The 21,576-nt window shown below is 45.9% G+C and carries 12 protein-coding genes; 9 read left to right on the forward strand and 3 right to left on the reverse strand.

The annotated features are described in order from the left end of the window. Positions 1 to 135: 135 nt before the first annotated feature. On the reverse strand, positions 136 to 1,389 hold the full coding sequence (locus HMPREF2983_RS03355; RefSeq protein ID WP_070666775.1) for a peptidase U32 family protein: 1,254 nt from the start codon (positions 1,387 to 1,389) through the stop codon (positions 136 to 138). Here HMPREF2983_RS03355 and HMPREF2983_RS03360 point away from each other — a divergent pair. From HMPREF2983_RS03360 to HMPREF2983_RS03375, 4 genes are all read left to right on the forward strand, one after another. Continuing rightward, positions 1,388 to 2,434 carry a C1 family peptidase gene (locus tag HMPREF2983_RS03360; protein WP_070666776.1) on the forward strand — a complete coding sequence of 349 codons (1,047 nt, stop codon included), beginning with the start codon at positions 1,388 to 1,390 and terminating at the stop codon, positions 2,432 to 2,434. The two genes, HMPREF2983_RS03355 and HMPREF2983_RS03360, sit on opposite strands and share 2 nt — an antisense overlap. Before the next feature lie 538 nt (positions 2,435 to 2,972). After that, on the forward strand, positions 2,973 to 5,273 hold the full coding sequence (locus HMPREF2983_RS03365) for a glycoside hydrolase family 3 C-terminal domain-containing protein (RefSeq protein WP_246829329.1): 2,301 nt from the start codon (positions 2,973 to 2,975) through the stop codon (positions 5,271 to 5,273). A 256-nt stretch (positions 5,274 to 5,529) separates the two neighbouring features. Beyond that, on the forward strand, positions 5,530 to 8,346 hold the full coding sequence (locus tag HMPREF2983_RS03370) for a M16 family metallopeptidase (protein ID WP_070666781.1): 2,817 nt from the start codon (positions 5,530 to 5,532) through the stop codon (positions 8,344 to 8,346). Positions 8,347 to 8,715: 369 nt separating this feature from the next. Further along, a complete protein-coding gene (locus tag HMPREF2983_RS03375) occupies positions 8,716 to 9,486 on the forward strand; it encodes a hypothetical protein (protein WP_246829330.1) in 771 nt (256 codons plus the stop codon). 292 nt (positions 9,487 to 9,778) lie between these two features. Here HMPREF2983_RS03375 and HMPREF2983_RS03380 read toward each other — a convergent pair whose 3' ends face one another. Next, positions 9,779 to 10,717 carry a hypothetical protein gene (locus HMPREF2983_RS03380; protein ID WP_083316660.1) on the reverse strand — a complete coding sequence of 313 codons (939 nt, stop codon included), beginning with the start codon at positions 10,715 to 10,717 and terminating at the stop codon, positions 9,779 to 9,781. Positions 10,718 to 10,809: 92 nt separating this feature from the next. After that, positions 10,810 to 11,814 carry a hypothetical protein gene (locus tag HMPREF2983_RS03385; RefSeq protein WP_070666785.1) on the reverse strand — a complete coding sequence of 335 codons (1,005 nt, stop codon included), beginning with the start codon at positions 11,812 to 11,814 and terminating at the stop codon, positions 10,810 to 10,812. Between the two features lie 904 nt (positions 11,815 to 12,718). Here HMPREF2983_RS03385 and HMPREF2983_RS03395 point away from each other — a divergent pair. The 5 genes from HMPREF2983_RS03395 to infB all read left to right on the forward strand — a co-directional run bounded on the left by HMPREF2983_RS03395 (position 12,719) and on the right by infB (position 21,405). Beyond that, positions 12,719 to 14,839, forward strand: a complete 2,121-nt coding sequence (locus tag HMPREF2983_RS03395; RefSeq protein WP_070666789.1) for a protein-disulfide reductase DsbD family protein — start codon at positions 12,719 to 12,721, stop codon at positions 14,837 to 14,839. Between the two features lie 11 nt (positions 14,840 to 14,850). Continuing rightward, positions 14,851 to 16,143, forward strand: a complete 1,293-nt coding sequence (locus HMPREF2983_RS03400) for an L-cysteine desulfidase family protein (protein ID WP_070666791.1) — start codon at positions 14,851 to 14,853, stop codon at positions 16,141 to 16,143. A gap of 702 nt (positions 16,144 to 16,845) precedes the next feature. Continuing rightward, positions 16,846 to 17,313, forward strand: a complete 468-nt coding sequence (gene rimP / locus HMPREF2983_RS03410; RefSeq protein WP_004373570.1) for a ribosome assembly cofactor RimP — start codon at positions 16,846 to 16,848, stop codon at positions 17,311 to 17,313. 5 nt (positions 17,314 to 17,318) lie between these two features. After that, a complete protein-coding gene (gene nusA, locus HMPREF2983_RS03415) occupies positions 17,319 to 18,584 on the forward strand; it encodes a transcription termination factor NusA (protein WP_004373571.1) in 1,266 nt (421 codons plus the stop codon). Positions 18,585 to 18,654: 70 nt separating this feature from the next. Continuing rightward, positions 18,655 to 21,405 carry a translation initiation factor IF-2 gene (gene infB, locus HMPREF2983_RS03420; RefSeq protein WP_070666795.1) on the forward strand — a complete coding sequence of 917 codons (2,751 nt, stop codon included), beginning with the start codon at positions 18,655 to 18,657 and terminating at the stop codon, positions 21,403 to 21,405. Positions 21,406 to 21,576: the final 171 nt, after the last annotated feature.

Raw genomic sequence — 21,576 nt, forward strand, 5'->3', positions numbered from 1 at the left:
TGCTTAGGAAGGAGAAAAACGTTTATTTGTTTATTTAATTGCTTTAATGTTTCCTATTTACAACTTTCACAAGCGTAAGTCAATCTATCCCTTTTTCTTTCAGGAGAGTAGGTAGAGAGAATCCCACCGGGATTGTTATGCTTGCGCAGTCTGTATTAATTTATAAATCTTATCACTCGGCCTGACTTTCCCCGTGACAGGAATTGAAACTCTTGTACCTTGTTCTGCTTTCTCTACAGGCAGTAGATCGTAGCGGATTTCATCGGCCGTGAGATACATTACTCCCGTTGTAGGCCCTGTGATAAGCAGCTTGTCGCCTTTCTTGAAATCGGTAGCTTCAACGGCAACTTCAGCCACACCAAGTTTTGAGAAGTATTTCATGATCTTGCCGATGAGCACTTTCTTCTCGGTAGCTGCACTGCCATAGTTTCGGTTCCACTCACCAAGTCTCTTCCCTTGATAGTATCCATCCCAGAAGCCTCGATTGAAAACCGTAGACAACCGCTCATCCCATTCGTCTTTCTTTGCTTCTGTACATGTGCCATTGAGCACTGACTCAATAGCCTCTTTGTAACATCTGACAACGGTATACACGTATTCCGGGCCACGCGCACGCCCCTCTATCTTGAACACTCTGACGCCCGCTTCCATCATTTTATCTATGAATCGCACCGTCTTCAAGTCCTTAGGACTCATGATATACTTATTGTCTATCTCCAATTGATTGCCTGTTTCGTTATCCGTTACGGTGTAGGAGCGACGGCATATCTGTACACATTCTCCGCGATTAGCCGACCGATTGGCGTCAGCAAGACTCAAATAGCACTTCCCGCTCACGGCCATACACAGCGCACCATGACAGAACATCTCTATCCGAACCTGCTTTCCCATTGGCCCACAGATGTTCTCTTGCACAATAGCTTCATGGATTTTCTTCACCTGTTCCATGTTAAGTTCGCGGGCAAGCACACTGACATCAGCAAACTTACTGTAGAACTTCAGCGCCTCGATGTTCGATATATTGAGTTGTGTCGACAGATGAACTTCCTCGCCTACCTCGTTGCAATAGGTCATAACAGCCACGTCACTGGCAATCACAGCACTGATACCTGCGTCCTTTGCTGCATCGATAATCTCGCGCATCGTGGCCAGATCATCGTCATAAATCACCGTGTTGACGGTCAGATAAGTCTTGATGCCGTGAGCATTACACGTGGAGGCAATCTCTCTCAAATCGTCTATCGTAAAGTGATTGGCCGAATGGGAGCGCATATTCAACTTGCCGATACCGAAATAAACGGAGTCAGCACTGGCCTGAATTGCAGCAGAAAGACTCTCACGTGAGCCTACCGGAGCCATTACTTCAAAATCAGTTATTTTCCCTTTCATGCCTGCAAAATTAATCATTTTCTTCGTAACTTTGCAGCATATGAAGAAAATAGTTGGTTATATAATATGTAGCGTGCTGCTGTTCTCGACCTGTTCGCAACCGAAGAAAACGCAAAAGCGAAATCCATTCGTCACGGAGATATGTCTCAAGACAACGCCCGTGAAAGACCAGGGACGCAGCAGTCTGTGCTGGCTGTATGCCATGTTAGCTACCATTGAGACCAATCATCTCATGCAGGGCGACTCGGTCAACCTCAGCACCGATTATGTTGCACGCCAGCTTCTCATGGAAAGTGCACGCCGTTATTACCTCTCACGCGGCACAACTCCAATCAATATGCGTGGCATGGGCACGCGACTGCTCACGCTGATCCAAACCTACGGAGCGGTTCCTTTCGATGCCTATCACGCCTATCATCCTGTAAACTACAACGTCGTTGCACGCAAACTGCAACTCGCTTCGCGCTCAACCACCAACTTTAACCACCTTGACAGTCGCGCGAACAGCATTCTCGACGAGGCTGTCGGCTATCTGCCGGGACCGAAAGTCTACATGCTCGGCGCCGCATATACGCCTTTGGAATTTGCCCACAGCGTATGCCAGGAGGATGAATATCAGGCTATCACGAGTTTCACCCATCATCCTTTCGGCAGTCATTTCGTGCTCGAAGTGCCCGACAATGTGAACAACGACCGCGTACTTAACGTGCCCTTAGACGCGATGATGCAGTTCGTCGTCACCCGACTGCGCAACGGAAGAGCTGTGTTTTGGGAGGGCGACGTCTCTTCTCCGGGCTTCGATGCGGCCTCGGGAATAGCAAAAATAGCATTGAGAAACGTCACACAACAGCAGCGCCAGCGTGCTTTCGAGCAACGACAGACCACCGATGACCACGCACTTGCACTCATCGGAATTGCTCACGACCGTCAAGGTCAGCGCTATTTCATTGCGAAAAACTCCTGGGGTACAGCCAACCGCTTCCATGGTTTCCTTTATCTCAGCGAGGATTATCTTCGAATGAACACGGTGCTGATTGTAGGATGAGCTCCCAAGAACTCTTTTTGCAAATTGGCAGATGACATGATTTCAAGTAGCACTTAAACCTGTTTCTCGCATTAACTCCTACCGTTTCACGTGCTCATCTCTACCATTTCATGTGCTCATTTCTATCACTTTACAACCCCATCTCTATCACTTTGCAGGCTCATTCCTATGTAATTACAAGGCTGTTTGCAATTAGATATGAAAAAAGGAAAGGCCCGAACGAACCTTTCCCTACGGCAAAGATAATGATTTTCAGGGGCGAATGCAAATTCAACAGGAAAGAAGTTTACAGATGATTACAGTTTTCTTCTTGCGCTGTTGCTATCAACAAAGGGCAGAGATGATTTCAAATGAGGAGTGTTATTTACGGATGATGCATGAAATACAAACATCTTATGCAGTGCTGTTTCATGAATTTTCCATATCTTTGCAACAGCTTTTAACAACTAAAACCCTGATGAACGACTAATGACAGATGTGACATAAAACCTAATATAACCTGATTATGAATATTAAAATTTTAGCATTTGCAATGACAATGAGCATTACTGCAACGGCACAAACACCGAAATTATCGAAGAACAACATCGACGAGGTGCTGCATGCCATGACTCTTGAAGAGAAAGCTTCACTGCTTATCGGTGGTGAATACGATTTCTGGTCGACCACAGCTGTGGCAGGAAACTCCTCACGTACAGTGCCCGGGGCAGCCGGTTCGACTATCGCTATCCCACGGCTTGGTATTCCTGAGACCATTCTTACCGATGGGCCGGCAGGTGTCCGCATTAATCCTACGCGTCCGGAAACCGACAAAACATTCTATGCAACAGGCTTTCCTGTAGGCTCATGTCTGGCTGCAACCTGGAACACCGAGCTTGCGTCAAGAGTCGGAAAGGCTATCGGCAACGAGGTGAAAGCGTATAATTGTGACGTGATTCTCGGCCCGGGAATGAACATTCACCGCAATCCTTTGTGCGGAAGAAACTTTGAATACTACAGCGAAGACCCACTCTTGACGGGGAAGATTGCTGTAGGCTACGTCAATGGAGTGCAGAGTGAGGGTGCAGGTGTAAGCATCAAGCACTTTGCCGTGAATTCCCAGGAGACCAACCGAACGGGAGTTGACGAGCAACTGTCACAGCGTGCAGCCCGCGAAATCTATCTGCGTGGATTTGAAATTGCCGTGCGCGAAAGTCATCCTTGGACGGTAATGTCGTCGTATAATCGCATCAACGGCGTATTCGTTCAAGCCAACTACGACCTCTTGACGAAGATACTTCGCGATGACTGGGGCTTCAAAGGCATCGTCATGACCGACTGGTGTGGCAAGCGAGAGCAGGCAGGGCTCTACACCATTGATGAGGTTAAGGCGGGCAACGACCTTATGGAACCGGGCTGTAAAGAGCAGGTTGATGATATTGTTGCAGGCGTGAAGAGTGGCAAGCTGCGTATGGAAGATGTGGATAAGTGCGTGCGCCGCATCCTTGAATACATTGTGCTGACCCCTCATTTCAATGGCTATAAGGGCAATAATGCCCCTGATTTGAAAGCACATGCAGTCGTTAGCCGCGAAGTGGCAGAAGAAGGTATGGTACTTTTGAAGAACAATGGCGTGCTGCCTTTAGGCGCCAAGGGCAGTCTCCCGAAGCGTGTGTCGCTCTATGGCACGGGTTCCTACAACTTCCTTTCAGGCGGTGTAGGCTCCGGTTGCGTTCATACACCTTATATTATAGACCTCGTCCAGGGGCTGAAGAATGTCGGTATCGAAGCTACCGCCGACCTGACAGAGATTTATAAGAAGTATATTGACTATGCAAAACTAAAGTTTGAAGCCGACCGTTCGGGTTATCGTTGGTTTGAAGCACCGTTGATGGGCGACCAGAAGATGCCCGAGATAGATATTACTCAGGAACTTCTCAAGAAGCAATTGAAGCAGTCTGACATGGCCGTTATCACCATTTCGCGTCAGGCCGGAGAGGGAATTGACCGCAAGATTGACGGCGAATTCAACCTCACTCCGCAGGAAATGAAGATGATACAAGACGTAACGGCGGCCTATCATGCCGAAAACAAGCCCGTCATTGTAGTCATCAACTCGGGTTCGGTGATGGAAACTACCAGTTGGAGTGCCTATCCCGATGCCATTCTTTTGGCTTGGCAACCGGGAGAAGAGGGTGGAAATGCCGTGGCAGATATACTGACAGGAAAGGTTTGTCCATCGGGACGCCTCTCTATGACATGGCCTCTTGCAGCCACAGATCACCCTTCAACGAAGAACTTCCCGCAGGACATAGACCTTTTCACCTATGAAAATCTCGGTGCAGGTGGTGCTCCAATCCCTACACGCGACGTCACCAAGCACGAAGAAGACATTTGGGTTGGCTATCGTTTCTTCGACACCAACCGTCGCCAGGTGGCTTATCCCTTTGGCTTTGGTCTTAGCTATACGACCTTTAATTTCAGTGCTCCTACGGTGAAACGCAGCGGTGATAAGATTACGGTTTCAGTGACTGTGAAGAACACCGGAAGCGTAGCCGGAAAGGAAGTTGCCCAAGTTTATGTGGCAGCTCCAAAGGGAAAACTTGAAAAACCGACTAAGGAACTCAAGGCGTTTGGTAAGACGCGCATGCTGAAGCCTGGCGAAACACAGACTTTGCAGATGACGCTCGCTGTGCGTGACCTTGCAAGTTACGATGAAAAGAGCAGTCAGTGGTTGGCCGATGCAGGCACTTATACGTTCCTTGTAGGCAGCAATGTCGAGGCTGTCAAGGGCAAGGCGACACTCACTTTGCCACAATATACAGAGAAGACCAGTAACGCTTTGGCGATGAAGAAATAGAAATCTGCTGTTGATTTCAAACAGAAGGCAATCCTTCACTCCGCATTTTCCTGAGCAATGAGACAGGGAATGCGAGGTGAAGGATTTTCAGTTTCGTAGTAAAATCAATAAAAAAATGATAAAAAGTGAACAAAGATACATTATTTATATTACCTTTGCATTATTCTTAGGCTATATAGTCAGTTTGCTGACTGATGCTTATCAGTTCGCCTGTTGGTTTACAAGGACGAATATTTATTAACAAATTTACTTATACATGAAACTTAGAAATTTATTGGTTGCAGCTCTGTTGATGCTTGCCGGAATGGTTCAAGCACAGCCGCAGATGACGATTCCAGTAGACAAGGACGTGAGAATAGGTAAGCTTTCGAATGGTCTTACCTACTACATCCGCCACAACAACTGGCCCGAAAACCGTGCAAACTTCTACATTGCACAGAAAGTTGGCTCTATTCAAGAGGAAGAAAGCCAGCGAGGTCTGGCTCACTTCTTGGAGCACATGGCTTTCAATGGCTCGGATCACTTTAAGGGAAACAACCTCATTGAATGGTGCCGTGCCAACGGAATTGCATTCGGTGTCGACTTGAATGCCTATACCAGCATCGACCAGACCGTCTACAACATCAACAATGTGCCTACACAGCGCCCGGGAGCTATTGACACCTGTCTCATCATTCTGCGCGACTGGTCAACCGGTCTGACGCTCGATCAGAAAGAAATCGACAACGAACGTGGTGTTATCCATGAGGAATGGCGTCTGCGTACGAGTGCTTCAAGCCGCATGTTCGAACGCAATCTGCCCGCACTCTACCCCGGAAGCAAGTATGGTTTGCGTTATCCTATCGGTTTGATGAGCGTCGTAGACAACTTCAAGCGCAAGGAACTTGTCGACTATTATCACAAGTGGTATCACCCTGATCACCAAGGACTGATCATCGTTGGTAATGTTGATGTAGACAAGGTAGAAGCACAGATCAAAAAGCTTTTCGGCGATATCAAGAACCCCGAAAACGAGGCTCCGATTGTTGATGAGCAAGTACCTGACAATGCAGAACCTATCGTTGTCATCGACAAGGATAAGGAAGAGCAAAGCTCAAGTGTAGAAGTGATGTTCAAACATGACGTGTTCCCCGACTCCCTGAAGAACACTATCAACTATCTTATCTATGACTATGTGAACGATGCCATAGCCAATATGCTCAACAAACGCTATACAGAAGCAGCTCAGAAGGCCGATTGCCCATTTGTGAACGCCATGGCTTACGATGGAAACTATATCTTTGCAAAGACCAAGGATGCCTTCTCTATCGATGCTTCTCCAAAGGATATGAGCAAGACTGCAGACGCTTTGAAGGCCGCTTTGATTGAGGCTCGTCGCGCTGCAGAGTTTGGTTTTACCGCAACGGAATACAGTAGGTTCCAGCAGGACTATCTAAGTGGACTCGAAAAGCAGTACAGCAATAAGGACAAACGCTATAATGCGCAGTTCTATCGTGAGTGTCTTGGCAACTTCCTCACTAATGAACCGATGCCTGGAATAGAATATACTTACCAGACGATGAAGCAACTTGTGCCGATGATTCCACTTGAAGCTGTCAATCAGCAGATAAAGGAATTGGTTCCGGCCAACGACAGTAACATGGTCATTATCAACTTCAACAACGAGAAAGAAGGTAATGTTTATCCCACAAAACAGCAGTTGCTTGATGCTGTGAAGGCTGCACGCACGGAACAGATCACGGCATATGTTGACAATGTTAAGAACGAACCGCTCATCAAACAAATGCCCAAGGCAGGCAAGATAAAGAAAGAGACCAAGAGCAAGAAGTTTGATTACACCACATTGGAACTCTCCAACGGTGTGAAAGTCATTCTGAAGAAGACCGACTTCAAGAAAGATCAGGTGCTCTTGAATGGCAATGGAGGCTGTGGTTCGACCGCCTATGGCCTGCAAGACTTTGCAAACTTCAACACATTCGATGATGTTATCGGCATCAGCGGCCTTGGAGATTTCACAAGTACTGAGCTTCAAAAGGCCCTCGCAGGTAAGATTGCAAATGCTAATCTGACCATGGGCGAGCGCAAGATGGGCATCAATGGCAATGCCACTCCAAAGGATGTAGAAACCATGTTGCAAATGGTTTACCTCTATTTCACCAACATCAAGAAAGACAATGACGCCTTCAACAACCTCATGCAGCAGTATGAAGTGTCGCTGAAGAACCGTGAGCTCTCTCCCGAAACAGCTTTCAGCGACTCTCTGACGGCTACACTCTACGGCCATAATCCACGTGTTGCACCGCTGCTTCTTAAGGATTTGAAGAATGTCAACTATGACCGTATCCTGCAAATGGCCAAAGAACGCACCGCAAGTGCACGCGGTTGGGAGTTCACCATCATTGGTAACTTCGACGAAGCAACCATTCGTCCTCTCATCTGTCAATATCTCGGTGCGCTGCCTGCAAAGGCAAACAACGTGGCTTCAAAGCGTATGAACAAGATGGTTACCGGCCAGATTGAGAACATCTTCAAGCGTAAGATGGAGACGCCGAAAGCCAATGCTTACATGGTATGGCACAACGAAACCCTGCCTTACACCCTTGAAAAGAGCATCCAGATGGATATGGCCGGTCAGGTGCTTTCCATGATCTATCTGAAGCAAATCCGTGAGGAAGCCAGTGCAGCTTACTCTTGTGGTGCCTATGCCGGTGCTTCTTTGGCCGATGACGGCTATAAGGTTTACAACATGATTGGCGTTTGTCCGATGAAGCCCGAGAAGCGAGAAATCGCCTTGAAGATTATGACCGACGAGGCCAACAAGCTTGCAACAGCCTGTGATGCAGAGATGTTGAGTAAGGTAAAAGCCTTGATGTTGAAGCAGATTGACGACAAGGCAAAGACCAACAGCTTCTGGAATAACACCATTTATCAGTTTGATAAGCTCGGCATTGATACCTATACCGACTACAAGAAGTTAGTAGAGGCACAGACACCACAAAGTATCTCTGCTTTCGTTAAGGATTTCTTAGCTTCTGGAAGCAAGATAACTGTTGTGATGTTACCCCAGGAATAAGAACTCGTTACATTCATACATCAAAAAGCCGGATGCCATTGCGTCCGGCTTTTTTTAGTGTATAATCTTTCATTCTTCAGGTAATGTGGAACTCATACACATCAAAATCAAAGCTGAAGTCTAAGATAGGAACATTGAATACCAACTGTATGCGAAAAGGTTACAAATGAACTCAAATAGTACTTAAAAAGTATTTAGAATGAACAATATGTAAGATTAAACGCTTACCTTTGCGACCAATTTAATGTTAGCCATTCCGATAATCGCACTTCAACACCTTTTTTATAGCGTTATATAATACAAGGTAATCGGGGGATAACACTCTTTTATAGCAACTCACTAAACATTAACAAAAGGAAAATGAAAAGAATGAATTTATCAAAATGGACGATTTCGCTGCTTTGTGTATGCTTTATTTCACTTACTTCGTGTGATAAGACAGATTTTGATGCAAAAGAACGACAGGAAATGAAGCGCAAGGAAAGCGAGAAAAAGAAACAAGAAGAGGAAAAGAAAAAGCAGGAAGAAGAGAAGAAGAAAAAGGAAGAGGAAGAAAAGAAGAAGCAGGAGGAGGAGAAAAAGAAGCAAGAAGAAGAGAAAAAGAAAAAGGAAGAAGAAGAGAAAAAGAGACGAGAAGAGGAGGAAAGAAAGAAGACTCAGCTTATTCTTGACCCTTCCACACTGACGCTCTCACCTATAGAAGCAAAGAATGTCTATATAAAAAATGGTACAGCTCCATACGAAGTGAATGCGTTGGATAAAAAGATTGCCTTGATAACTCTTCATAATGACAGAAATTTCTTTGTCGTTACAGGAGGCTATAGCGGTGAAACAGAGATTGTTGTCACTGATAAAAACAAGAAGACTGCAAAGATTACAGTAAAGGTTAAAGGACAAAAGCTGTCGGCACTTAAATTCAGTAAGGCCAGCGTTGGCCTCTCTGTTGGGCAGATGGAGAAAGTAAACATCCAGTCAGGAGCCTATCCCTATAAGGCAAGTGCAGAGGACAACAATATCGTAAAGGTAGATGTTTCAGACGCTACTATTACAATCAAGGCTTTGAAAATTGGCACAACCGTCATTAATGTGTCTGACAGAGACGGAAGAAAGGGGCGTATTTCTGTCACCGTAACAAAGTAAAGAAAAACATATAGCATTCTAAAGCATGTATAAAGTAAACTGTGTCAGGTTACTTTACACTATTTCTTGTTGGGCAATCTCAGTCAGTTTATCGTGTAATATGACTGAGATTGCCTTGCTTTTTGAGTCATATTGCGCAGTAATTTGATGCAAATCTCAACGCGTTTCAGCGGTATCTTTCTCATTTTTCAATTCAAAGGTCATAACGATTAGCTTATCAATGCATTCAATACTGCTAAAACATAGCACATATTTTAACTGAAGACTGCTTTTCTTCTGAATTTCGTAGTCGTCAATTGAGGCTTATCTTATTCTGCACATGGCGTGCTTCGATTAATAAACTGCAGAACTTTCCGCCTTTCAATTGATAGTGCTTACTGCCGATAACAAGTTCTTTTTCGTTGTGGATAACTGTTTTGTTCAGCGTGATTTGACCGCCGTCGTTGATTTTGAAATGCAGATAGCTGTTGTCTTCCTTACCTTTCCACCTTATTGTCCGAGCCATATAGATGAGCAATTTATCGGTAAGTTTGTTGTTCTTATCCAGCGAACAGAGGAAAAATCGCCCTTCCCCAATCTGATCTCTGCCACAGATTATGAACACACGATAGCCATCTACCGTTAGCAGTTGAGCCACATGGCAGTCCATAAGGTCTGTTTCGCTATCCACACAAGACTCCAGGAACGGCATAAGCGCCTTGTCGGGAACTGCTGTTCCGCCCATGTCCATGATAAAATCATAGCTGTATTCCAAGGGCAGAGGCAGCATGGGGAGCTGATAAAGCAGGTCTTCCACACTTCCATGTTTGGCAGAAAAGCCCTTTATTCCTAAGCAATTCGCCACATAGTCCTCATATTTTCCCTCGTCATAACGCAATATAATCGGCGCTTCGGGGTCGAAAGTCACATCTTTCAACAGTCTGTTTTTCGTGTCAAGCAGCAGCCATCCCTGTGTGCTTTCACTGTTTGCACCATGCTCTTTCGCATACAAACGAATGGAGTAAACACCATTCTGCCGCTTTTCTTCTATTTCCGCACACATCGTCTTCCTATTGAAAAGCGTCTTGAAATTTGCACATGAGAGAACCAATTGCCTCAGCTTTTCGTCACATGAAAGATGCTTTGTTGCGTTATCATTACTTTTTGCCACGGCAACAGCAGCGTATTTGCACGGCTGTCCCACACCAGAAATACCCACCATAAGTAGTGAAAGAAAAATTATTTTCCTCATTCTATCGCTTATAAAAAGTTTATTTTATTCTTCAATAGCTATTCCCGATAAGCCACTCTTGGGCCTATTGTCGCTTTTTGAAAGCCTGTTTTCTATTTCAACCTATACAAGTCGCCTTGCTTGTTAATCCGATAAACTTCGATTTCCGTATTCTTCCCCTCTTTAATCTTGACGTAAATAGTGCCGTCAGAGAACATGGCGAAGTCTTCTGTCACGTCATTATAAGAGCAGAAAGCATCTATCTGGAGGTTGTTGTCTTCGTCGATTTTCCCATTTTTATAGACATATATCAGAAACTCATCGTCCTCATTGTAGTTATAGCAGGCAAAGATTGGGAAGCCGTTCACATAGTATAGTCTTTCCAAAAAGAAGTTCTCATTGTTGATAGTTATTTGATTTCTGTGCCGGTCAGCCATTATCAGCACTTCATTATAGGGGCGGATGTTATACTTTTTGGCACGTTCACTGCTTCCTTCCTTCTTGAAATCCATATACATATCGCCCATGGTATAGATGAGTTTGGCCGTAGCCAGAGGCGTTCCTTGGTCTTTCCGTCGAATATATTTATAGATAGCGGCCATTCCCTTGTGGTAAAGCACGAGATAGTCGCCTGTGTAGATATATTCCAAATGCTCGCTATAAATATTGCGCTTTGACGATTTAATCTGCAGGACGGGTACGTTCTTGGCGAAGTGAATGCCTCGATTGGCGAAATAATCATAGAGGGAAGAGAAGCAAGGCGACTGCTCTTGCTTCGTCTGCAGACTGCGTTTCGCGCGCCTTACGCTTATCTTTTTTCCGTTAAGAGAGAGCAGGGTGTCGCCCGAAAGCTGTATTTTCATATTTTGAAACACCTCTCGTGTCGTTTCTTCCCATTGCATATTGGGATTGAAATCCGTAATAAATTCCCAGCTATCCTTAGGCTGATAGGTCTTGGCAGCATAGGTGGCATGCACGCTTTCCCATTGCTTTGCAGTCATTGGGCGCTGTTGTTGCTGCATTGCCTCTGTCGACATCGTTCCTAAGATGCAGTTTTCTCCGAAGCCGTTCAGCAGGGAGAACAAGCTCACAAGGAGTAGAATAACTCTCTTTCTCATTGTGTTCAGTTAATAGATTATGGTGTTTATGGCTGCAAATATAAGCATCATTTCTCTATTCTGCAAGCAGATGAGAGAGAAAAGAAGCTTCTCTGCTGACCTCTCCCCAAGGAAGAACGAGGAAAACGAAGCCTCTCCCCCAACCCCTCCCCGAAGAGGGAGGGGAGTAAAATGCCTTGAAGATAGAGTTCAAATAGAATATAATTGGAGGACATATCACTCCCCTCTCCTTGGAGAACCAAGGGTCGCTGTTCGTTGAGTGAACTCAACGAGGAAAGCAAAGGGCTGGGAGAGAGGCTTCTTTTTTATTTATTTTCTTCCTCATTTTTAACACTTTTCTCTACGACCAAATAGAAATGAAAACGTGCTTTTCATGCTTGTGTGAAGTCATCTTATGGCTTCGGCGCCCTTACTTCTATCATCTTGCACTGCAATCTGACGCTGATCACATTGCTATTTGCATCAGATGGCGTCGTAAAATGAAGCAAGTTATGTATTGATTTGACGCAAATTGCAACGTTTTTCGACATGATTTTATCTCATATTTCACGTTGATTTTTATAACCACCTGATTGTCAATGCATTGCAATCTGTTAGAAAACGGCGTTTATTTTGGGTGAGAACGACTTCCATTTTGGATTTACAAAGCATTGAAGAACAATTGTAAATATTCATGACAGATGTTAACACATCTTTCGTTTCCAGCAATCATGCCTTGGAAGATAGGGCATAAGAGAAAATGATATGTACGGAAAACTATTGCGAAGCATGCTCGATGACACGATATTTTAATTTTTTAAAAGGAAAGATATACAGTCTTCTATTTTCTTAAAAAAGGCTTATTTGAGCCGTATTTGAGCAGATTTTGCTATATTTGCAAACTCAAGCAAAACAGAATAAAACTATGAAAAGAATTACATCAATGGCCATCTTGCTGATGATAGTCATTATAGCAAGTGCACAGATTCAGTCTCCTGTGAAGTTTTCATCACAGCTGAAGACCAATAAGTCGGCCGAAGCCGAGATTGTTTTCACAGCAAAGATTGCCGCGGGATGGCATGTCTATTCAACGCGGTTAGGTGCAGAAGGGCCTACATCGGCATCGTTCACAGCCTCCAAGTTGGACGGTGTTGAACTCGTTGGAAAGCTCCAGGCCCACGGAAAGGAAATCTCTGCCTACGACAAAAACTTTGAAGCGACACTGCGTTATTTTGAACATAGCGTGACATTCACGCAGAAAGTAAGGTTCACCAAGCCCAACTATGTGTTGAAAGGTTACTTGGAATATGGTGCTTGCAGCGACCAGACATGCATGGCTCCGACGAGTGTTGATATCGACAAATCGGGCAAGAGTCCGGCTGTGGCAGCAGGAAAAGACGCAAAAGCTGAAGCAGGAAAGGATGTTCCTTCCGGCGAGCTGTTGGCTGCTATGACGACGGCTGCCGCACAGGGAAACCAGGATGCGCAGGAAGGTTTGGCGAAATTGCAGGCCGACAACATGGACAAGGCACAGCAAGACAGTGCTGCCCTCGCGAGTGCTGCAGTTACTTCGTCGCTCACCAAGGCTGAAAAAGACGCGTTGTGGAAGCCTGTTATCAAAGAAATTCATGAGCAGAACGGGGGCGACGGCGTTGAAAATCAGAGCTGGGGTTACATCTTTCTCATGGGTTTCCTTGGCGGATTGCTCGCTTTGTTCACTCCTTGTGTGTGGCCAATCATACCGATGACCGTGAGTTTCTTCCTCAAACGGGCTAAAGACGACAGGCGAAAAGGCATCCGTGATGCCATCACCTACGGCATTTCTATCATCGTCATCTATCTCATCTTGGGTTTAGCCGTGACGCGTATCTTTGGTGCTTCGGCTTTGAATGCATGGTCTACGAAGCCTTTCTTCAATATCATCTTCTTCTTGATGTTGGTGGTTTTCGCCCTCAGTTTCTTCGGATGGTTTGAGATAAAGCTGCCCGAGAAATGGGGAAATGCCGTTGACACCAAGGCTTCTTCCACCACCGGACTGCTCTCTATCTTCCTCATGGCCTTCACACTGACGTTGGTAAGCTTCTCATGTACAGGCCCGATTATCGGCTTCCTGCTTGTGGCCTCCACGACATCCGGCTCACTTCTCGGCCCGGCTTTCGGCATGTTAGGCTTTGCAGTGGCTTTGGCTTTGCCGTTTACACTGTTTGCCATGTTCCCAAGTTGGCTGAAGAGCGCCCCGAAGTCGGGCTCATGGATGAACACAATCAAGATAGTTCTCGGCTTCATTGAACTGGCCTTCTCGCTCAAGTTCTTCAGTACTGCCGACATGACATCGCATTGGAACCTGCTCAGTCGTGAGGCTTTCTTGGCCATATGGATTGTAATCTTTGCAGCATTAGGCCTCTATCTCATCGGAAAACTTAAGTTCCAGAGCGATACAGTGGGTGGAGATGTCCGGAAACCGATGCCTGTGCCCTGCATCATGTTGGGTCTTTGCTCGCTTGCTTTCTCGGTTTACATGGTGCCGGGACTGTGGGGTGCGCCCGTAAAAGCCGTGAGTGCATTCGCTCCTCCGATAGAAACGCAGGACTTCAACCTTAACACCAAGGTGGTAAAGGCACACTACACAGACTATGAAACAGGTATGGCGGCAGCGAAAGCCATGAATAAACCCGTGCTGATTGACTTCACCGGATATGGCTGTACGAACTGCCGTAAGATGGAATCTGCCGTTTGGACCGACCCGCGTGTCATGGAAATGTTGGAGAAAGACTATGTGCTCATCTCATTGTATGTGGATGACAACAAGCGGCTTCCACAGGAAATAGAAATCATGGAGAATGGACAGAAGCGTACACTCCGCACGGTTGCCGACAAATGGAGTTATCTGCAACGCAGCAAGTTCGGCGCTAATACGCAGCCGTTCTATGTGCCGGTAGACAACGACGGCAATCCTCTTGTGGGCAGTTATTCATACAATGAAGACATTCCTGCCTACATAAAATTCCTGCAGAAAGGTCTTAAAGCTTATCAAAAGAAGAAATAAACCTTATTGAAATGCTTGACAAAGAAGTGCGAAACGAGATTATCGACCTCGTCAACCGCGAGGTCGTACCGGCTGTGGGCTGTACGGAACCGATGGCAGTAGCCCTCTGTACGGCCCGCGCTACAGAGCTGTTGGGGTGTAAACCCGAGGAAATCAAAGTGCTACTCAGTGCAAATATCCTGAAAAATGCTATGGGAGTAGGTATTCCCGGCACAGGAATGATAGGCCTTCCTATTGCTATTGCACTCGGCAGTTTGATAGGCAAGAGCGAATATCAGCTTGAAGTTATCAAGGATCTTACCCCCGAATGGCTCGAAGCCGGCAAGCAGTTTGTGGCCGAAGACCGCATCTGTATTCAGCTGAAGAGCGACATCTGCGAGAAGCTTTACGTGGAAGTGACTTGCAAAAGCGAGGGACATCAGGCCACAGCCATTATCTCCGGAGCGCACACCCACTTTGTCTATGAGGCGCAAGACGACAGGATTTTGTTCGACAAACGACAGGCATGCAGTAAAGAAGCTGCTAAAAACGACATTCAACTCAACATGAAGCTTGTGTGGGAATTCGCTACAACGAGTCCGGTTGAAGAAATGAAATTCATTCTCAAAACCAAGGAATACAATCTCCGTGCAGCCCGAGAAAGCATCAAAGGAAACTATGGTCACTGCCTTGGAAAGACCATGGACCGCCCTCTAAGCCATGGAATTTTCGGCAACAGCATCTTTTCTCATATCATCGCTACCACGGCTTCGGCCTGCGATGCACGTATGGGGGGCGCGATGATTCCCGTGATGAGCAACTCGGGGTCGGGCAATCAAGGCATCTGTGCCACTAATCCCGTGGCTGTTTATGCCGAAGAAAACGAGAACACGGAAGAGGAATTAATCTGTGCCTTGATGTTGAGTCACCTCACCGCTATCTATATCAAGCAGAGCCTCGGCAAGCTAAGTGCACTCTGTGGCTGCGTAGTTGCGAGCATAGGAAGCAGCTGCGGAATAACTTACCTCATGGGAGGGAACTTCCAAGACGTGTGTCATGCGGTGAAAAACATGATTGCCAACCTCACCGGGATGATATGCGACGGTGCTAAACCCAGCTGTTCTTTGAAGATATGTTCGGGCGTCAGCACGGCCCTTTTGAGTGCGTTGTTGGCACGAGAAGGCCGACATGTCACCGCTGCTGAAGGCATTATCGACGAATGTGTGGACCAAAGCATCCGGAATTTAACAAGCATCGGCAAGGAAGCCATGTGCGCAACAGACGACATGGTGCTTCGGATTATGACGAATAAGCGGGGCTGTTGAAATTGAAGACTATAGTAACCATTTCCAAACAGGCATCACTTCAATTGTTCCAAAAGCATCTGTAATGGAGTCAGTTTCGTCGTTTGTCAAAATCAACCTACGTTTACAGGCAAGCACATTAGGGATTTATTACAGCATGACAATGGCGTGTTGGGAGTATTTCAGACACAATGTCTGTCTGTTTATAGAACTGGTATGGTGCATCAAGGGGCTTATTATCAATGTGCAATGGTCTCTTATGCAGATCTATTATAAGCATTTAAGGGGGGCTTATATGCTTGTTGTCGACAGGACATGTATACATGAAAGTCTGAAAGGAGTAAAGACTAAGTGATTTGATAACTGTGATATTGATTTCATAGTTGCCTTATGCTTTATGAGAGAAAGGAGCTATAGAGATTGCAAATAAACTCGTCAGGTATTATATGGCGAAGGGAGCCAGCTTTGATGATTTTGCAGATAGGAAGACCATGGGCATACAGAAGAAAATCAATAGCAGGACAGTGGAAAATAAAACTTCCATTCCCTAAAGATGCTGTTTCTTGGTGGTGAGCAGAGGTGCAGAATGGTATGAAGCGGTATAGTGGATGAAATAAAAAGGCAAAACGTTTGCATGTTACAAGGAATTTTTGTAATTTTGCAGCGTTCAGAGGAATGAGGGACTCCGCAGAGAGTTCCTCATTTTATTTTAATAAAACATATATGATTGACAAAAACGTCGTAAAGAAATTAGTAGATGAGTGGCTGGCAGACAAGGAGTACTTTCTTGTGGGCATAGATATCAGCCCGGATGACAAGATTGTTGTTGAGATCGACCACGCTGATGGCGTTTGGATTGAAGACTGTGTGGCGTTGAGCAAGTATATTGAAGACCGTCTCAGTCGTGACGAAGAAGACTATGAATTAGAGGTCGGCTCGGCCGGATTGGGTCAGCCTTTCAAGGTCATGCAGCAATATGTGAACTTCATCGGCAAGGAAGTTGAAGTGATGGATGCTGATGGGAAGAAGTTCCAGGGCGTGCTGAAGAGTGTTGACGGCAACGACTTTACGGTGACTGTGAATGAGAAAGTCAAGGTGGAGGGGAAGAAACGTCCGCAGAAAATGGATGTAGACCATGCTTTCAAAATGGATAATGTGAAATATACTAAATACTTAATAAGTTTCAAATAAAGGCTATGGCAGCAAGAAAAAATGAAGAAGAGCAGATCAGTATGATCGATACTTTCCGTGAGTTTAAGGATACGAAGAATATCGACCGTACGACATTGGTAAGCGTTTTGGAGGAGAGTTTCCGCAATGTGCTTGCCAAGATCTTCGGCAGTGACGAGAATTTCGACGTTATCGTGAACCCCGATAAAGGCGACTTTGAGATTTATCGCAACCGCGTTGTAGTGGCTGACGGTGAAGTTGAAGACGAGAACAAGCAGATTGCATTGGGAGAAGCGCTCAAGATTGAACCCGATTATGAAATTGGTGAGGAAGTCTCCGAACAGGTGAACTTTGCCAAGTTTGGCCGTCGTGCAATCTTAAATCTTCGTCAGACGTTGGCTTCAAAGATATTGGAATTGGAGCATGATACGCTCTATAATAAATACAAGGATCGCGTAGGACAGATTGTTTCGGGTGAGGTTTATCAGATTTGGAAGCGTGAGGTGCTTGTCGTTGACGATGAGAACAACGAACTGATTCTTCCTAAGAGTGAGCAGATTCCTGCTGATGTCTATCGCAAGGGCGAGACTATTCGTGCCGTTATTCTGCGTGTAGACAACGAGAACAACAATCCGAAGATTATCCTTTCGCGTACAAGTCCGATGTTCCTTGAACGTCTGCTTGAGGCTGAGGTGCCGGAAATCAATGACGGACTGATTGCCATTCGCAAGATTGCCCGCATGCCGGGAGAACGTGCCAAGATAGCTGTTGAGAGCTTTGATGACCGCATAGATCCGGTTGGTGCATGTGTGGGTGTGAAAGGAAGTCGCGTGCATGGCATTGTCCGCGAGCTTTGCAATGAAAACCTCGACGTAGTGAACTACACGACAAACATCAATCTCTTCATTCAAAGAGCATTGAGTCCGGCTCGTGTGAGCAGTATCAATATCGATGAGGAAAACCACAAGGCAGAGGTTTATCTGCAGCCCGAAGAAGTCAGTCTGGCTATCGGACGCGGTGGTTTGAATATCAAGTTGGCCTCTATGTTGACCGAATACACCATTGATGTGTTCCGTGAAGTGCCAGAGGGAGAAGCCGATGAGGATATCTACTTGGATGAATTCTCCGATGAAATCGACCAATGGGTGATTGATGCCATTAAGAGTATTGGGCTTGATACAGCCAAGGCTGTGCTCAATGCACCGCGTGAAATGCTCATTGAAAAAGCCGATCTTGAAGAAGAGACCGTGGATCATGTCATCAATGTGCTGCGTGCTGAGTTTGAGCAGTAAGTGGATTGAGAGATGAGACACCGTCGGATAAAAGAAACACCTGATAAGAAAAAAGAAGTAAAATAAATACATGAGCATCAGATTAAACAAAGCATTACGTGAGTTAAACATAGGACGTCAAACGGCAGTTGACTTCCTTACAAAGAAAGCAGAACTGGGAGAAGTGAAGGACGACTTGAGTTTTAAGCTCAATGAAGCCCAGTATCAGGCACTCGTTGAGGCGTTCAAACAGGATGCCGCTGTGCGCAATGAGGCTGAAAAGCTGTTCCAGAAGAAACCCAAAGAGAAGAAGCGTACGCCAGAGGCGAAGGACAATCGTGCTGAAAGCTTACTTGAATCGTCTAACCAGCAGGTGTATAAACCCATGGGAAAGATTGATCTCGACAGCATTGGTAAAGCTCCTTCGGCTAAAAAGTCTGCTGCTCCGGAAGAGAAAAAGGCTCCAGAAGTGAAGGCTGCTGCCGTCAGCCCAGAGCCGGAGAAGAAAGTCAAGGCTCCGAAACCTGTAGCTCCGAAGTCTGAACCAAAGGTGGAGAAACCAGTTGAAGCCCCCAAGGAAGCGGCTGTAGAAAAGCCTGTTGCAGAGGAGAAAGACGGTGATGCAATCTTCACTTTGAAGAGTGAGAAGAAGATACTCAACAGTCCAAAGGTGAATGTGTTGGGCAAGATTGACCTCGATGCACTTAATCAGAGTACACGTCCGAAGAAGAAGTCGAAAGAAGAAAAACGCAAGGAGCGTGAAGAAAAGGCTGCTACGCAGCATGGTGGTGAGCGGAAGAAGCGTGTCCGTATTAATAAGGAACGCGTAGATATCAATGCCGAAGCCAAGCAGAATAATGGCAGTAACAATGGCGCTAATGGCGGAAAGAACAAGAATAAGAAGAACCGCAACAAGCGTAATCAGAAACCTTTAGAGGTAGACGATGAGGCTGTAGCACGTCAAGTGAAGGAAACTTTGGCCCGACTGACAAGTAAGAGCCAGAACAAGAAAGGCGCGAAATATCGTAAAGAGAAGCGCGAAGCTGTGCAGGAGAAGCTTCAGCAGGAAGCCAATGCAGAGCGTAAAGAAGCAAAAATACTGAAACTTACGGAGTTTGTTACCGTCAGCGAGTTGGCCACGATGATGAATATCAGCGTGACACAAGTTATTTCTACGCTGATGAGTGTGGGCATCATGGTTTCCATAAATCAGCGACTTGATGCCGAAACCATTAATATGGTGGCAGATGAATTCGGTTTCAAGACCGAATATGTCAGTGCAGAAGTGCAGGAAGCTGTCAGTGAAGATGTTGACGACGAGAACGATCTTGTACCGCGTGCACCGATTGTAACGGTGATGGGACACGTCGACCACGGTAAGACTTCGCTCCTCGATCATATCCGAAATACCAATGTAATTGCAGGTGAAGCCGGTGGTATTACACAGCATATCGGCGCATACAGCGTTACATTGAAGAATGGGCAGAAGGTGACATTCCTTGATACTCCGGGACACGAAGCCTTTACTGCTATGCGTGCCCGTGGTGCACAGGTGACCGATATCGCCATTATCATCATCGCTGCTGACGATTCCGTGATGCCTACAACCAAGGAGGCTATTGCTCATGCGCAGGCTGCTGGGGTGCCAATGGTGTTTGCAATCAACAAGATAGACAAGCCCGGGGCCAATCCGGACAAGATACGTGAGGACTTGGCTAATATGAACTTGCTTGTAGAAGAATGGGGCGGTAAGTTCCAATGTCAGGAGATCAGTGCAAAGAAAGGTGTCGGTGTAGATGCTCTTCTTGATAAAGTGCTGCTTGAAGCAGAGATGCTTGACCTCAAAGCTAACCCCAACAGAAAGGCTACCGGAACGATTATTGAGTCTTCGCTTGATAAGGGGCGTGGTTTTGTGAGCACGGTCTTAGTGAGCAACGGTACGTTGAAAATCGGTGATATTGTTATTGCAGGTACGAGCTGGGGACGTATTAAAGCCATGTTCAATGAGCGTAACCAGCGCATAGAAAAGGCTGGTCCTGCCGAACCAGCAATTATCCTTGGCTTGAATGGTGCACCTACGGCGGGTGACTTGTTCCATGTCTTGGAGACAGAACAGGAGGCTCGTGAGATCGCTAACAAGCGCGAACAGTTGCAGCGTGAGCAGGGTCTGCGTACGCAAAAGCGCCTTACACTTGGTGATATTTCGCATCGCATTGCCCGCGGGGAGTTCCATGAGCTTAACATTATCGTTAAGGGTGACACCGATGGTTCTATTGAGGCATTGAGCGATTCGTTCATTAAGCTTTCTACAGAAAAGGTTCAGGTGAATGTCATCAGCAAGGCCGTAGGTCAGATTAGTGAGAATGATGTGATGTTAGCCAGTGCTTCTGATGCTGTCATTGTAGGGTTCCAGGTACGTCCTTCATCAGAAGCTCGTAAGTTGGCCGACCGTGAAGGTGTGGAGATTAACACCTATTCAATCATTTATGATGCTATCGACGACATCAAGAGTGCAATGGTTGGTATGCTGGATAAGGTGACAAAAGAAATCGTTACCGGTCAGATTGAAGTACAACAAGTGTTCAAGATATCCAAGGTGGGTACCATTGCCGGTGGTCTTGTCACCGAAGGTAAGGTTCATGCCAAGGATAAGGCCCGTGTGGTTCGCGATGGTATTGTTGTTCGTACGGCCGAGATCAATGCCTTGAAACGTTACAAGGATGATGTCAAGGAAGTACCTATGGGTATGGAATGTGGCTTGAGTCTTGTCAACTATAATGATATCATGGAGGGTGATATTATTGAAACCTTTACAGAAATTGAGGTAGAACAGAAGTTGTAATAGCAGCAGAGAGGCCATTTCATGAATAGGGTGGCTTTCTCTTTGCTTATATATAATAAGGTAGTGACACTCTCCGGTAATGACAGAGTGTCACTATTGTAGTTAATAACAAATGTGACCAAAGGAGAAATGGTACATTATTTGTTGTGGCTATTCCATGAATACAGATAT

The organism is Prevotella sp. HMSC077E09 (assembly GCF_001814685.1).
GTDB classification, from domain to species: domain Bacteria; phylum Bacteroidota; class Bacteroidia; order Bacteroidales; family Bacteroidaceae; genus Prevotella; species Prevotella oris.

Coding starts and splice junctions, on each gene's coding strand:
- HMPREF2983_RS03400 (WP_070666791.1), top strand. CDS start 14,851: ATGCTTGACAAAGAAGTGCGAAACGAGATTATCGACCTCGTCAACCGC.
- HMPREF2983_RS03380 (WP_083316660.1), bottom strand. CDS start 10,717: ATGAGGAAAATAATTTTTCTTTCACTACTTATGGTGGGTATTTCTGGT.
- HMPREF2983_RS03370 (WP_070666781.1), top strand. CDS start 5,530: ATGAAACTTAGAAATTTATTGGTTGCAGCTCTGTTGATGCTTGCCGGA.
- HMPREF2983_RS03360 (WP_070666776.1), top strand. CDS start 1,388: ATGCCTGCAAAATTAATCATTTTCTTCGTAACTTTGCAGCATATGAAG.
- rimP (WP_004373570.1), top strand. CDS start 16,846: ATGATTGACAAAAACGTCGTAAAGAAATTAGTAGATGAGTGGCTGGCA.
- infB (WP_070666795.1), top strand. CDS start 18,655: ATGAGCATCAGATTAAACAAAGCATTACGTGAGTTAAACATAGGACGT.
- HMPREF2983_RS03355 (WP_070666775.1), bottom strand. CDS start 1,389: ATGAAAGGGAAAATAACTGATTTTGAAGTAATGGCTCCGGTAGGCTCA.
- HMPREF2983_RS03385 (WP_070666785.1), bottom strand. CDS start 11,814: ATGAGAAAGAGAGTTATTCTACTCCTTGTGAGCTTGTTCTCCCTGCTG.
- HMPREF2983_RS03375 (WP_246829330.1), top strand. CDS start 8,716: ATGAATTTATCAAAATGGACGATTTCGCTGCTTTGTGTATGCTTTATT.
- nusA (WP_004373571.1), top strand. CDS start 17,319: ATGGCAGCAAGAAAAAATGAAGAAGAGCAGATCAGTATGATCGATACT.
- HMPREF2983_RS03395 (WP_070666789.1), top strand. CDS start 12,719: ATGAAAAGAATTACATCAATGGCCATCTTGCTGATGATAGTCATTATA.
- HMPREF2983_RS03365 (WP_246829329.1), top strand. CDS start 2,973: ATGAGCATTACTGCAACGGCACAAACACCGAAATTATCGAAGAACAAC.